The following is a 12,678-nucleotide window of genomic DNA, read 5'->3' on the forward strand; positions in this document are numbered from 1 at the left end:
AGCTAAGCGCGGCACGCGGCGGAGGACAACGAAAGGCGGTTCCACTGGGTGGAACCCGACGCCCGCGCCGGCCTTCAGAGCTGTTCCGGCGGCACTTCGCGGAAGTTGAGCACGGCGAAGACCGGCACCTCGGGAGTGATCGAAGGGATATTGGCCATGTCCTTCAGCGGCTTGAGCTTTTCCTCGAGGTTGAAGTCGAGCAGCTTGAGCAGCACCGGCTCCAGGGTGGCCACCTGGACCAGCCCCTCGCCCTGGCGGGTGACCAGCACGTCGGCCTTGAGGCGACGCTGCTGGCCGTGCAGGTCGAGGGTGAAGTCGAGCTTCTCGACCCGCGACTGGCCAACCCGCAGGTCGTCGAAGCCGGCCATGTCCAGGCGGCTCTCCACGGTGGCCTGGGGGAAGCGCGAGGTCTCGAAGAAGTTGTCCTTCATCCGCTCGTCGCGCAGGGCCAGGCCGCTGTCCAGGGTGCCCAGCGGTACCACGATGCGCGCCACGCCCTGCTTGTCGATCTGCCCGCTGAGACGGTCGAAGCGCTGCACCTCGGCCATCTTCGCGCGCTTCACGGAGACGAAGCTGATTCGCGAATAATCCGGTTCCAGCTGCCATTCCGCCGCCGACAGCAACGGGCTGAACAGCAGCAGCACACACAATACGACAGGCATTCCACCTCCGGCTGCGGGCCGGCGCCATCCCTCGCACCGCGCCCCGACATGCGCCGCCGGTCAGTCCGGCAGCCTGTCCGCCTCGGCCAGCAGCCGGCATCCTTCGCGCGGGCCCAGCCAGGCGGCCGTCTGCGTACTGCCGAGGCCGCGGGCGGTCACCCGGCGGCGGGCTTCGTCGTCGAAGAAGCCGCTGATCGGCACGTACTGTTGGGTATAGGCCCGGCAATAGTCCGCAGAGTTCCCCATCACGTAGCGACAGGAACAGTACTCCTTGGCCGTGTAGGCGCCGATGATGGCGGGAAAGGCCGCCAGGTGGACGCGGTTCTGCCAGGCCCAGGCCAGCGCCGCGAGCAGTAGCAGGAGGAACAGCGCGAGCCAGGGGTGGCGTCGGATCATGGCGGTGTGTCCCCGGCGAACGCCGCCCTGGCCAGGCCGAGGAAGCGGTTGTCGTCGTAGCGTCCGTCGCGGTCGTCGGCGTAGCGCACGATCACCAGCTTCTGCTCGGGCAGGACGTAGAGCGCCTGGCCCCAGTGACCGAGCGCGGCGAAAGCGGTCTCCGGGATGTCCGGCCAGGGCGGCGGCGCGCCTTTCACCGCGCGGTTCAGCCACCAGTGCCCGCCGGGCACCGCCTCGCCGGCCTCTTCCGGACTCGGCCGGTAGCGGGCGAAAGGCGTCAGGTTGAATTCGATCCAGGACAGCGGCAGCAGCTGGCGCTCGCGCCAGCGCCCGTGGCGCTGCATCAGCAGGCCGACGCGGGCCAGGTCGCGGGCGCTCAGGTAGGCATAGGACGAACCGACGAATGTGCCGGCGGCATCCCGCTCCCAGACCGCCGAACGAATCCCCAGCGGCTCGAACAGCGCGCGCCAGGGATAGTCGGCGTATTCCGCGCCGAGCATGCCGTGCAGGGCCGCCGCCAGCACGTTGCTGTCGCCGCTGGAGTAGCGGAAGCGCCGGCCCGGCTGGCGTGCCGCCGGTGTGCTGGCGACGAACCCGGCCATGTCGTCGCGGCCGCGGGTATAGAGCATCGCCACCACCGAGGATTTCAGCGGCGCGAACTCGTAGTCCTCCTGCCAGTCCAGCCCGGAGGACCAGTTCAGCAGGTGACGCAGCGTCACCTCGGGATGGCGGGCGAACGGCGGGTAGTAGCCGGCGACCGGATCGTCGAGCTGGAAGCGCCGCTCACCCTGGGCGATGCCGAGCAGCGTGGCGAGCAGGCTCTTGCTCACCGACCAGGTCAGGTGCGGCGTCTCGGCGCGGCTCGGCCCGGCATAGCGCTCGTAGACCAGGCGGCCGTCGCGGACCACCACCACCGCATCGGTGCGAACGCCCTTGCGACGGACATCGTCACGACGGGGAAAGGCATAGCGCTCGAACGCCTCCAGCGCCGGCCCGGTGGGCTGCGGCGCGCGCGGCCAGTCGGCGTCGGGCCAGTCTTCACCGAGAGCGGCAAGGGAACACGTCAGGAGCAGCGCGGCGAGGGCGCCGCGGAACAACGGCAAAGCGGGCATCGGCGGGGCCCTCTCGACAGTCGAGGGGCCACCCTAGCACGGCCTCGATGACAGCCGGAAGCGCGGGTTCAGCCGGGCATGCGGTAGTCGTCGGGACCGAGCAGGTCGATGCCGCACTCCAGGTTCTCGATCCAGTAGAGGAAGGCGCTGATCATTTCCTTGCCGACGAAGGGGCGGCCGTGTTGCGGCACGATCATCTCCACATCCATGTCCCGGACCATCCGCGCCCACAGGCGGCAGATCTTGTTCGCCGCCATGTAGCGGCGATGGAAGCCGTCCATGTACTGGATGTGCGCGGCGAAGTCGGTCACCGGCGAGGCGTCGTCCACCAGCGAGGCGCCCATGTCGCCGGAGAAGAGAATCCTGCTCACCGGATCGTAGAGCTGGAAGTTGCCCACCGAGTGCAGGAAATGCGCGGGAATCGCCTTCAGCGAACAGTCGCCGAGGGAAATCGCCTGGCCGCGGTCGGGCAACGGGATGACCCGGTCGTAGGTGTTGATGCCATGGCTGACCGCCAGGTAGTTGGCCGTCAGGTGCGGCAGGAAGCGTGCCCAGAGCTTGGAGCAGATCACTCGCGCGCGGGTGTGCAGCAGCCATTTGTCGAGGGCGGCGATGATGTCCGGGTCCTGGTGCGAAGCGAAGATGTAGTCCAGTTCCTGCAGCGGGAAGCGCTTCGACAGCTCCAGCGAGAGCGGCGTATAGGTCAGGTCGCCGCCCGGGTCGAGCAGCAGGTACTGGCCGTTGTCGACGATGAGGAACTGGTTGGACTGGACGCCTTCGCCGCTGACGAGGTCATCGAAACACAGGCACTGGTGGCTGCCGTTGTCGAACAGCACGATCGGTTCGCGTCGCATGGTCGGTGGAATCTACTCTGTGCAGGCGCGAGGCATGCCTCGCCGGATGCTGCGCAGGGTAAGCGCCTGCGGCGCGGCGCCTCACTGACCTGGGTCAAGCCCGAGGGTGGTCAAGGCCTTTTCCAGGCGAACTTTGCGGGCCCCGTTGGCAATCGCCAGCAGGCCGCGGTCGCGCTGCCACAGCGCCTCCCAGGCCGAGGCGTTGGCGGCGAAGGCGGCGTCGAGGTCGGCTTCGAGCGCCCTGAACTGTTCGAACAGCCCGGCCAGCACCGCCTGGGTACCGACGCAGGCGACCGGGTGTCGCGCCACTTCGGCGCAACCACCGAGGACCCCGGCCAGGCGCAGCAGCAGCGGCGTCGGCCAGCCGCACTCGTGGCCGACGCCGTAAAGCCAGGCGCCGAGCGCGGCCAGCACGTGGACGTCTTCCAGCAGACGGAACGGCTTGACGTAGTCGTCCCAGCCATCGCCGGGCAGGCGCTCGCAATGGGCGCCGTCGAGCACCAGGCGGGAATGCGGCACGTCCGGCATCAGCGGCAGCGCCGGGAACGCCTCCAGGCGCGCCCCCGGCGCGCCGGCCAGGACCACCGTCATCGACAGTCGCGGCGGCTGCCCCGGCGCTTCGTCGCGGGCGGCCACCAGCCACCAGGCAGCACTGTCGCCAGCGGTGACGAAATCCTTTTGCCCATGCAGGACCAGCCCCTCCAGGCGGGTCTGCAGGTCTGCCGGGCGCACGCTGCGCTTCTCGGTGACGCACAGCGCGCCGAGGCCTTCCGGCGCCGCCGGCCAGAGCGCGCGCAGGGCCGCCTGGTAGCCGGCGAGGAAGGCCAGGCCCGGACTCGCGGCCAATCGTCCGCCGAGCACCGCGCGCTCCAGGCTGCCGAGGCCGTCGGCGCGCGCCAGGACGGCGGCGTGCCAGTCCTCCAGGGAACCTTCGGTGGGCAGGCGGTCGAGCGGGCCGAGCAAGGGTTGCCAGGACATGGCGGACTCCAATCGAAGATGTCGAAACCGGCATCCTGCCGAGGCTGCCGGGGTGGAACAACGGCGCGTTACATCCGGCGACAATGTCATACAAGCATCACGCCCCTGTCACAGGGGTGACACCGCGCCTTCCTAGCCTGAGCTTGCACAACAAAGCCGAGCGGCCGCAACCCGCGGCGCCGGCCCAAGGAGGCCCAGGCATGACCCAGACCGCCATTCCCCGCGAACCCGTCGCCGGACGCCGCCTCAAGGCCGAGCGCCTGAACGGTGCCCGCGCCCTGCGCGAGGCCCAGGCCTTGCGTTACCGCGTATTCAGCGCCGAGTTCGACGCCAAGCTCGAAGGCGCCGAAGACGGTCTCGACCGCGACGACTACGACCGCCACTGCGCGCACATCGGCGTCCGTGACCTCGACAGCGGCGCCCTGGTGGCCACTACCCGGCTCCTCGACCATCGCGCCGCCGAGCGCCTCGGGCGCTTCTACAGCGAAGAGGAATTCCACCTCTCCGGGCTCGACGCCCTGCACGGCCCGGTGCTGGAGATCGGCCGCACCTGCGTCGCCGCCGAATACCGCAACGGCGCTACCATCGCGGTACTCTGGGGCGAACTCGCCGAGGTCCTCAACGAGGGCGGCTACCGCTACCTGATGGGCTGCGCCAGCATTCCCATGCGCGACGGCGGGGTCCAGGCCAAGGCGGTGATGCAGCGGCTGCGCGAACGCTACCTGTGCACCGATTACCTGCAGGCCGAGCCGAAGAACCCGCTGCCGCCGCTGGACGTCCCGGAAAACCTCACCGCCGAACTGCCGCCGCTGCTCAAGGCCTACATGCGCCTGGGCGCGAAGATCTGCGGCGAGCCCTGCTGGGACCCGGACTTCCAGGTCGCCGACGTATTCATCCTGCTCAAGCGCGACGAACTCTGCCCACGCTACGCCCGCCACTTCAAGGCGGCGGTCTGATGGCGCGGCTGCGCCTGCTGCTGCGCAGCGCCCGCCTGCTCGGGCTGGTCGCGCTCGGATTGGGCCTGGCGAGCTGTGTCAGCCTGCGCGAGCGGCTCCCCGGGACCGACGTCACGCCGCTGCGCCAGCGCCTGACCCGCTGGTGGCTGGCGCGCCTGTGCGCGGCGCTGCCGTTCGATATCCGGGTCAGCGGCGAAGCGCCACGGCAACCGATGCTGTGGGTCGCCAACCATGTGTCCTGGACCGATATTCCCCTGCTCGGCGCCCTGGCGCCGCTGACCTTCCTGTCCAAGGCCGAGGTTCGCGCCTGGCCGCTGGCCGGCTGGCTGGCGGAAAAGGCCGGAACCCTGTTCATCCGCCGCGGCGCGGGCGACAGCCGGCTGATCAACCAGCGACTGGCCGAACAGTTGCACCGCGGGCGCAATCTGCTGATCTTCCCGGAAGGCACCACCACCAACGGCGAGAGCCTGCGCACCTTCCACGGACGCCTGATGGCCAGCGCCCTGGAGGCCGGCGTGGCGGTGCAGCCGGTGGCGATCAGCTACCGCCGCGATGGCGTACCCGATGCGCTGGCGCCGTTCATCGGCGACGACGACCTGCTCAGCCACCTCGGCCGCCTGCTGCGCGGCGAGCGCGGCAGCGTGCACATCCAGCTGCTGGAACCTATCCCCAGCCAGGGCCTGGACCGCGCCGAACTGGCCCGCCAGGCCCAGCAGGCGGTGCGCCTGGCGCTGTTCGGCACTGCCGTCCCTGCGGAAACCCGGCGCGCCGCCTAGTCGCGCTTGGGCGGCACCGCCAGCACGTCGCATGGCAGGTCGCCGAGGGCCGCCTCGGCCACGCTGCCGATCAGCGCGCGGCGGAAGCCGGTCAGGCCCTGGGTGCCGAGCACCGTCAACTGCGGGGCCTGGCGCCGCACCTCGGTCATGATCACGTTGATCGGCAAGCCTTCGCCTACGCGCAGCTGGATATCCTCGCGGCCCAGCCCCAGCCCGGCGACGTAATCGCGCAGCTCGACGTTGGCCTTGAGCTCCTCCTGGTCGACGTAATGCTCGACGCGGTCTTCCTTGATCCCCGAATAACGCATCATGCCCTTGGCGAACGGCTCGAAGGCATGCAACGCGGTAAGGCTGGCGGCGTCGAGGAAGCCGAGCTGGCCGGCCATCTGCACCGCGCGCGTGGAGGTCGGCGAGAAGTCCAGCGCCAGCAGCACCCGGCGGTACTCCTCTTCCGGCGCACCGGCCGCGCGCAACACCGGGATCTTCGCATTGCGTACCACCCGCTCCAGGGTGGTGCCGATGAACAGGTCGCGCAGCGGCGTGTGCCGGTGCGCCCCCATCACCAGCAGGTCGGCGCCGAGTTCCTCGGCCACCGCGTTGATCACCACCACCGGGTCGCCGACCCGCACGATCGCCCTGGAGTCGACCCCGAGGCGTTCCTTCAGGGCCTGCCCATTGACCTCCAGCAGGTTGGCGATGGCCAGCCGCTGTGGCGCGATCAGCACCGGTGGCTGGTCGTCGTCGAGCACATTCAGCACGGTCAGCTCGGCATTCCTCGCCTTGGCCAGTGCCGCGGCGCGCATGACCGCCAGCTCGGAACGCGTGGACAGGTCGGTCGCCACCAGGATTCGTTTCATCTTCCACCTCCATTGGCAGAGCGTTGAACGTCGGCCTCATTGAACGATCGACGCGACCGTTGCCGGTTGATATGCATCAAGCGGATGCTTCGGCCTGAAACAATTGACAGGTGATTCCGCCGACCGGGCCAATGGCCGCTGCGCCAGGGGTCAGCGCTGGCTCAGGGCGAAGGCCTGGAGCTGCGGGTAGAAGGCGCGGAAATCCGCGCTCAGGACGTCGTAGCGCTGGGCCAGTTCTTCCCAGGAGCCGTCCAGCAGGTGCGGTCGCGACAGCCTCCGCGACATGCCGCCCAGCACTTCGCGCAAGACCTCGAACTCGCGGTAGCTGCCCAGCCAGTCCTGGGCCGCCATCCGCGGCGCGATGCGCGCCAGGCGCTCCGGCAGCGGCGAGGCGGTGCGCAGGGTGCCGTAGACCCGCTCGACGAACTGCGGCAGCGGTTCGTCGGCGTAGTCGCTCCAGTCGCGCGCCAGGCAGTGGTCGAAGAACACGTCCAGCAGGACACCGGCGAAACGCCGTCGCTCCGCCGGGAAGCGCCGCTTGGCCGCATGCACCAGCGGGTGGCTGTCGGTGAAGGCGTCGATGCGCCGGTGCAGCTGGATGGCCCGCTCGATCTCGTCCGGCCATTGTCCCTGCAGGCGGCCCTTGACGAAGTCGCCGTACAGGCTGCCGAGCAGTTGGGCCGGCTGCGGGCCGCCGAGGTGGAGGTGCGCGAGGTAGTTCATGCGGGCTAGCTTACCCCAGGGACGGAACGGTCGTTTCGATCATCGTCATCAGCCCTGTCGATAGCGACTATCGTCGCAATCGATCCCAATATCGTCCCGCGTCGATATATAGTTCGTTCCAACCCGATATGAACGGCCAACGGACCACCGCCATGCCACTGGACATCGACGAAATCATCAAGGCTCTCTCCCACCCGGTGCGACGCGACATGCTGCGCTGGCTGAAGGAGCCGGAGAAGTACTTCGTCGAACAGGACCATCCGTTCGAGATCGGCGTCTGCGCCGGCAAGTTCGACCAGCGTACCGGTCTCTCCCAGTCCACCGTGTCGGTGCACCTGGCCACCCTGCAACGCGCCGGCCTGGTGACCAGCCGCCGGGTCGGCCAGTGGAACTTCTTCAAGCGCAACGAGGAGACCATCCAGGCCTTCCTCGACCAACTCGGCGACGAGTTGTAAGCAGCACTCGCTTCCACCCCACTACTTCGCTGTCCAGGAGCTCGACCGATGCCGGCGTCCCTTCTCGTCCTCGCTTTGTCCGCCTTTGCCATCGGTACCACCGAATTCGTCATCATGGGCCTGCTGCCGCAGGTCGCCGGCGACCTGCGGGTCTCCATTCCCAGCGCCGGCTGGCTGATCAGCGGCTACGCCTTCGCCGTGGCCTTCGGCGCCCCGCTGATGGCCATGGCCACCGCCCGCCTGGAGCGCAAGAAAGCGCTGCTGGCGCTGATGGGCATCTTCATCGTCGGCAACCTGCTCTGTGCGGTGGCCGCCAACTACGGCCTGCTGATGCTGGCGCGGATCGTCACCGCGCTCTGCCATGGCGCCTTCTTCGGCATCGGCTCGGTGGTCGCCGCTGGCCTGGTGGCGCCGAACCGCCGCGCCTCCGCCGTGGCCCTGATGTTCACCGGCCTGACCCTGGCCAACGTGCTCGGCGTACCGCTGGGCACCGCGCTCGGCCAGGAAGCCGGCTGGCGCGCGACCTTCTGGGTGGTGACCCTGATCGGCGTGGTTGCCTTCGTCGGCCTGGCCAGGGTGCTGCCGAACGACCGCGAGGAAGAGAAGGTCGACCTGCGCCAGGAAATGTCCGCGCTGAAGAACCCGTCGCTGTGGCTGGCCCTGGGCACCACCGTGCTGTTCGCCGCCTCGATGTTCGCCCTGTTCACTTACGTCGCGCCGCTGCTCGGCGAAGTCACCGGGGTCAGCCCGCGCGGCGTGACCTGGACCCTGCTGCTGATCGGCGTCGGCCTGACCGTCGGCAACGTGATCGGCGGCCGCCTCGCCGACTGGCGCCTGGGCACCACCATGGCCGCGGTGTTCGCCGCCATGGCGCTGGTCTCGGCGCTGTTCAGCTGGACCAGCCAGGCCGTGCTGCCGGCGGAAATCACCCTGTTCTTCTGGGCCGCCGCCGCCTTCGCCGCGGTGCCCGCGCTGCAGGTCAACGTGGTGCGCGTCGGGCATGCCGCGCCGAACCTGGTGGCGACCCTGAACATCGGCGCCTTCAACGTCGGCAACGCACTCGGCGCCTGGGTCGGCGGCAGCGTCATCGACCACGGCCTGGGCCTGACCCGCGTGCCGCTGGCCGCCGCCGCGCTGGCCGCGCTGGCGCTGCTGGCCACCCTCATCGGCTTTTCCGGAAACGGCCGCGCCCAGGCGCAGCCGGTCCTCGATTGATCCCTGTCCGTCTATTCCCTAGTGGAGGATGTTCCATGGCTACTCTGTTCGATCCCATCGTGCTCGGCGACCTCGAGCTGCCCAACCGCATCGTCATGGCGCCGCTGACCCGCTGCCGCGCCGATGAAGGCCGCGTGCCCAACGCCCTGATGGCCGAGTACTACGCCCAGCGCGCCGAGGCCGGCCTGATCCTCAGCGAGGCCACCGCGGTCACGCCGATGGGCGTAGGCTATCCCGACACCCCCGGCATCTGGTCCGATGACCAGGTCCGTGGCTGGAGCAACGTGACCAAGGCGGTGCACGCCGCCGGCGGGCGCATCTTCCTGCAACTCTGGCACGTCGGGCGGATTTCCGACCCGCTCTACCTGAACGGCGAGCTGCCAGTGGCGCCGAGCGCCATCGCCGCCGAGGGGCATGTCAGCCTGGTGCGTCCGAAGCGTCCCTTCGTCACCCCGCGCGCGCTGGACACCGAGGAGATCGCCGACATCGTCGAGGCCTACCGCCAGGGCGCCGAACGGGCCAAGGCCGCCGGCTTCGACGGCGTGGAGATCCACGGCGCCAACGGCTACCTGCTCGACCAGTTCCTCCAGGACAGCACCAACCAGCGCACCGACCGCTACGGCGGCTCCATCGAGAACCGCGCACGCCTGCTGCTGGAAGTCACCGACGCGGCGATCTCCGTATGGGGCGCCCAGCGCGTCGGCGTACACCTGGCGCCGCGTGCCGACTCCCACGACATGGGCGATTCCAACCGCCTGGAAACCTTCAGCCATGTCGCCCGCGAGCTGGGCAAGCGCGGCATCGCCTTCATCTGCGCCCGCGAAGCGCAGGCCGACGACAGCATCGGCGTGGCCCTGAAGGAAGCCTTCGGCGGTCCCTACATCGCCAACGAGAAATTCACCCGCGACAGCGCCAACGCCATCCTGGCCAGGGGCGACGCCGATGCGGTGGCCTTCGGTATTCCCTTCATCGCCAACCCGGACCTGGTCAAGCGCCTGCGCAACGGCGCCGAGCTGAACCCGCCGCGCCCGGAGACCTTCTACACCGGTGGCACCGAAGGCTACCTGGACTACCCGACCCTGGACTGATCGCACCACCCAGGAAAAAGCCCGTCACGCTTGCCGTGGCGGGCTTTTTTCGCATCTAGCGGCGACGGAACCGCGGCTCCGGCTCCGCGCAAGGATCGCGCTGGGCGCAGCCCTTGCAGCCACCGCCGCAACCGCCCGAGCCTTGCGCAGCCACCCGCTCGACCTTGCCGAGAGCGATCAGCCGCTCCAGGATCGCCTCCACCAGCGCCGGCGGCGCGTCCACCTGGCGGCTGAGCTGTTTCAGCCCGCGCGCCTGGCCGTCTTCCAGGGCGGCGCGGATCTGCATGAGTGTCGCCATCAGTGACATCCTCCCTGCCCGCCCGGGGCATCGACCATTCGGCCTGGCAGTTGCAGTACCTGCTCGCGGCCGAACAGACGCAGGCAGGTCATCAGGATCAGGTTGAAGACCAGCACCACGGCGATGGTCAGGACGCTACGCTCGGGGTGCGCGGCGAAGGTGGCGACCTGGTAGCAGAGGGTCGCCAGCGAGTAGGCGACGTTCAGCCCCCAGAGCACCGAGAAAGCCATCCAGCCCTTGCTGCTTTCCCGGGCGATCGCGCCCATGGCGGTCACGCAGGGCACGTAGAGCAGGACGAAGACCAGGTAGCTGTAGGCCGCGATGGGGCTGCCGAACTTGCTCGCCATGGTGCCCATCGAGCCGGCCGCCATGTCGCCGTCGGCCATGCTCGCCTCCACCGGGTTGGCCAGCACGCTGAGGCTGAAGGTATCGATCAGGCCGTCCCAGGTTTCGGTCAGGGCGTCGCGCAGCTGTCCGGGCAGGTCGTAGCCTTCGTAGTCGAAGGCCTCGCCCTGGATCTGCTCGGCGGTATAGAGGGTGTTCAGGGTGCCCACCACCACTTCCTTGGCCATCGCCCCGGTGACCAGGCCGACGGTGGCCTGCCAGTTGTCCGGCTGCACCCCGAGCGGCGCCAGCAGCGGAGTGAGACGCTGGCTGACGCTGGCCAGCGCGGAATGGCCGATGTCGCCCCGCACCGGCTTGCCGTCGAGGGTGATGCTGTTCAGCCCGCCGATCACCAGGCTGACCAGGATGATCACCTTGCCGGCCCGCACCACGAAGCCGCGCAGGCGCGACCAGGTCTGCAGCAGCAGGCTCTTCAGGTGCGGCACATGGTACAGCGGCAGCTCCATGACGAAGGGCGAGGCCTCGCCGCGCATCAGGGTGTGCTTGAGCAGCAGCCCGGTGAGGATCGCCACGACGATGCCGAGCAGGTACAGGGAGAAGATCACCAGCGCGCCGCCCTGGCCGAAGAAGGCCCCGGCGAACACGGCGAAGATCGCCAGGCGCGCGCCGCAGGACATGAACGGCGCCATCATGATGGTGATCAGCCGCTCGCGCTGCGCGTCCAGGGTGCGCGCGCCCATGATCGACGGCACGTTGCAGCCGAAACCGACGATCAGCGGCACGAACGACTTGCCCGGCAGTCCCAGCGCCTGCATCAGGCGGTCCATGACGAAGGCCGCGCGGGCCATGTAGCCGGAGTCCTCGAGCAGCGAGAGGAACAGGTACATCAGGCCGATCTGCGGCACCAGCGGCAGCACCGTGTTGACCCCGCCGCCGATGCCCTGGGCGAGAAACACCGTGAGCCAGTCGGGCAGGCCGAAGCGGATGCCCAGCCACTGGATGCCATCGATGAAGATCGCCGCCGAACCCTTGTCGAAGATCGGCTGCAGCGCCCCACCGATGTTGATGGCGAAGAAGAACATCAGGTACATCACCAGCAGGAAGATCGGCAGGCCCAGCCAGCGATTCAGGACGATCCGGTCGAGCCACTGGGTCAGCAGGTGCGGCTGCGCCTGCTGGTGGTCGCAGACCGCCGCGCAGATCTCGCCGATCAGCCGGTAGCGCGCATCGACGATAGCCAGCTCGGGCTCCTCGCCGCAGGCCTGGCGCGCCTGTTCCAGGGTAGCGGGCGGCAAGCCCAGCGCCGGGCCGTTGAAGATGTCACCTTCCAGCGCCTGCAACGCCAGCCAGCGCGGTTCGATGGCCGAGGCCGCCGGAGTGCGCGTTTCCAGCAGGTAGCCTACCTGCGCCTCGATGGTCGCCGGGTAATCCACCGCCAGCGCCGCCTGCGGAACCTGCAGGTCGTCGATGGCCGCCTTCAGCTCGTCGATGCCATCGGCGCGGGTGGACACCAGCGGCACCACCGGGCAACCGAGGCGCCGCGCGAGTTCGTCGATGTCGATGCGGATCCGCTGGCTGCGGGCGATGTCCAGCATGTTCAGCGCGACGATGCAGGGGATGCCCATCTCCCGTAGTTGCACCGTGAGGTAGAGATTGCGCTCCAGGTTCGCCGCGTCCACCACGTTGACCAGCACGTCCACTTCGCCACTGGCGATGTAGCGACACGCGATCTGTTCGTCCAGCGAGGCCTGGGCGGACACGCTGGTCAGCGAATAGGTACCCGGCAGGTCGACCAGGCGCACCGCGTGGCGGGCGGTGTGGAACGCGCCCTCCTTGCGCTCGACGGTGACGCCGGCCCAGTTGCCGACCCGCTGGCGCGAGCCGGTGAGCTGGTTGAACAGGGTGGTCTTGCCGGAGTTGGGGTTGCCGATCAGGCCGAGGGTCAGCGCGGTCATGGGGACTC

Annotated in this window: 14 protein-coding genes; 5 read left to right on the plus strand and 9 right to left on the minus strand. The window is 69.1% G+C overall.

The genetic code is table 11. The features are described from left to right. Nucleotides 1-74: 74 nt before the first annotated feature. From PSPA7_RS23410 to PSPA7_RS23430, 5 genes are all read right to left on the minus strand, one after another. A complete protein-coding gene (locus PSPA7_RS23410) occupies nucleotides 75-662 on the minus strand; it encodes a YceI family protein (protein WP_012077148.1) in 588 nt (195 codons plus the stop codon). 60 nt (nucleotides 663-722) lie between these two features. Beyond that, nucleotides 723-1,058, minus strand: a complete 336-nt coding sequence (locus PSPA7_RS23415) for a hypothetical protein (protein ID WP_012077149.1) — start codon at nucleotides 1,056-1,058, stop codon at nucleotides 723-725. Next, nucleotides 1,055-2,170, minus strand: a complete 1,116-nt coding sequence (locus PSPA7_RS23420) for a serine hydrolase domain-containing protein (RefSeq protein ID WP_012077150.1) — start codon at nucleotides 2,168-2,170, stop codon at nucleotides 1,055-1,057. The genes PSPA7_RS23415 and PSPA7_RS23420 overlap by 4 nt, the downstream gene beginning before the upstream one ends. Before the next feature lie 68 nt (nucleotides 2,171-2,238). Further along, nucleotides 2,239-3,024 (minus strand): oxygen-binding di-iron domain-containing protein, encoded by a 786-nt coding sequence (locus PSPA7_RS23425; protein ID WP_012077151.1) that lies wholly within the window; start codon nucleotides 3,022-3,024, stop codon nucleotides 2,239-2,241. Between the two features lie 81 nt (nucleotides 3,025-3,105). After that, nucleotides 3,106-4,002: an acyl-CoA dehydrogenase middle domain-containing protein gene (locus PSPA7_RS23430; protein WP_012077152.1), complete on the minus strand. Its 897-nt coding sequence runs from the start codon at nucleotides 4,000-4,002 to the stop codon at nucleotides 3,106-3,108. 200 nt (nucleotides 4,003-4,202) lie between these two features. On the opposite strand from PSPA7_RS23430, the gene olsB reads away from it, so the two are divergent. Continuing rightward, entirely contained in the window at nucleotides 4,203-4,958 is a 756-nt protein-coding gene (olsB, locus tag PSPA7_RS23435) for an L-ornithine N(alpha)-acyltransferase (RefSeq protein ID WP_012077154.1), read from the plus strand. Then, entirely contained in the window at nucleotides 4,958-5,734 is a 777-nt protein-coding gene (gene olsA / locus PSPA7_RS23440) for a lyso-ornithine lipid O-acyltransferase (protein WP_012077155.1), read from the plus strand. Before olsB ends, olsA begins: the two co-directional genes overlap by 1 nt. Here olsA and uspK read toward each other — a convergent pair. Then, complete coding sequence (uspK, locus tag PSPA7_RS23445; RefSeq protein ID WP_003156406.1) at nucleotides 5,731-6,591, minus strand: universal stress protein UspK; 861 nt, start codon at nucleotides 6,589-6,591, stop codon at nucleotides 5,731-5,733. The genes olsA and uspK overlap by 4 nt on opposite strands. A gap of 150 nt (nucleotides 6,592-6,741) precedes the next feature. Beyond that, nucleotides 6,742-7,314 (minus strand): acyl carrier protein phosphodiesterase, encoded by a 573-nt coding sequence (locus PSPA7_RS23450; protein ID WP_003156404.1) that lies wholly within the window; start codon nucleotides 7,312-7,314, stop codon nucleotides 6,742-6,744. Nucleotides 7,315-7,466: 152 nt separating this feature from the next. Here PSPA7_RS23450 and pyeR point away from each other — a divergent pair, with 152 nt between their 5' ends. The 3 genes from pyeR to PSPA7_RS23465 are packed head-to-tail and all read left to right on the plus strand — an operon-like array spanning nucleotide 7,467 to nucleotide 10,072. Continuing rightward, nucleotides 7,467-7,769: an ArsR family transcriptional repressor PyeR gene (gene pyeR / locus PSPA7_RS23455; protein ID WP_003093978.1), complete on the plus strand. Its 303-nt coding sequence runs from the start codon at nucleotides 7,467-7,469 to the stop codon at nucleotides 7,767-7,769. A 48-nt stretch (nucleotides 7,770-7,817) separates the two neighbouring features. Continuing rightward, nucleotides 7,818-8,984: an MFS transporter gene (locus PSPA7_RS23460; protein WP_012077156.1), complete on the plus strand. Its 1,167-nt coding sequence runs from the start codon at nucleotides 7,818-7,820 to the stop codon at nucleotides 8,982-8,984. Between the two features lie 35 nt (nucleotides 8,985-9,019). Then, nucleotides 9,020-10,072: an alkene reductase gene (locus tag PSPA7_RS23465; RefSeq protein ID WP_012077157.1), complete on the plus strand. Its 1,053-nt coding sequence runs from the start codon at nucleotides 9,020-9,022 to the stop codon at nucleotides 10,070-10,072. Nucleotides 10,073-10,127: 55 nt separating this feature from the next. On the opposite strand, the gene PSPA7_RS23470 is transcribed toward PSPA7_RS23465, so the two are convergent. Both PSPA7_RS23470 and feoB read right to left on the minus strand, forming a co-directional pair. Beyond that, nucleotides 10,128-10,370 carry a FeoC-like transcriptional regulator gene (locus PSPA7_RS23470; RefSeq protein ID WP_003157275.1) on the minus strand — a complete coding sequence of 81 codons (243 nt, stop codon included), beginning with the start codon at nucleotides 10,368-10,370 and terminating at the stop codon, nucleotides 10,128-10,130. After that, a complete protein-coding gene (feoB, locus tag PSPA7_RS23475; protein ID WP_012077158.1) occupies nucleotides 10,370-12,670 on the minus strand; it encodes a Fe(2+) transporter permease subunit FeoB in 2,301 nt (766 codons plus the stop codon). The genes PSPA7_RS23470 and feoB overlap by 1 nt, the downstream gene beginning before the upstream one ends. Nucleotides 12,671-12,678: the final 8 nt, after the last annotated feature.

The organism is Pseudomonas paraeruginosa PA7, from assembly GCF_000017205.1.
In the GTDB taxonomy this organism is placed as follows: domain Bacteria; phylum Pseudomonadota; class Gammaproteobacteria; order Pseudomonadales; family Pseudomonadaceae; genus Pseudomonas; species Pseudomonas paraeruginosa.

Coding starts and splice junctions, on each gene's coding strand:
- olsA (WP_012077155.1), top strand. CDS start 4,958: ATGGCGCGGCTGCGCCTGCTGCTGCGCAGCGCCCGCCTGCTCGGGCTG.
- PSPA7_RS23420 (WP_012077150.1), bottom strand. CDS start 2,170: ATGCCCGCTTTGCCGTTGTTCCGCGGCGCCCTCGCCGCGCTGCTCCTG.
- olsB (WP_012077154.1), top strand. CDS start 4,203: ATGACCCAGACCGCCATTCCCCGCGAACCCGTCGCCGGACGCCGCCTC.
- PSPA7_RS23470 (WP_003157275.1), bottom strand. CDS start 10,370: ATGGCGACACTCATGCAGATCCGCGCCGCCCTGGAAGACGGCCAGGCG.
- PSPA7_RS23450 (WP_003156404.1), bottom strand. CDS start 7,314: ATGAACTACCTCGCGCACCTCCACCTCGGCGGCCCGCAGCCGGCCCAA.
- pyeR (WP_003093978.1), top strand. CDS start 7,467: ATGCCACTGGACATCGACGAAATCATCAAGGCTCTCTCCCACCCGGTG.
- PSPA7_RS23410 (WP_012077148.1), bottom strand. CDS start 662: ATGCCTGTCGTATTGTGTGTGCTGCTGCTGTTCAGCCCGTTGCTGTCG.
- uspK (WP_003156406.1), bottom strand. CDS start 6,591: ATGAAACGAATCCTGGTGGCGACCGACCTGTCCACGCGTTCCGAGCTG.
- feoB (WP_012077158.1), bottom strand. CDS start 12,670: ATGACCGCGCTGACCCTCGGCCTGATCGGCAACCCCAACTCCGGCAAG.
- PSPA7_RS23460 (WP_012077156.1), top strand. CDS start 7,818: ATGCCGGCGTCCCTTCTCGTCCTCGCTTTGTCCGCCTTTGCCATCGGT.
- PSPA7_RS23425 (WP_012077151.1), bottom strand. CDS start 3,024: ATGCGACGCGAACCGATCGTGCTGTTCGACAACGGCAGCCACCAGTGC.
- PSPA7_RS23430 (WP_012077152.1), bottom strand. CDS start 4,002: ATGTCCTGGCAACCCTTGCTCGGCCCGCTCGACCGCCTGCCCACCGAA.
- PSPA7_RS23465 (WP_012077157.1), top strand. CDS start 9,020: ATGGCTACTCTGTTCGATCCCATCGTGCTCGGCGACCTCGAGCTGCCC.
- PSPA7_RS23415 (WP_012077149.1), bottom strand. CDS start 1,058: ATGATCCGACGCCACCCCTGGCTCGCGCTGTTCCTCCTGCTACTGCTC.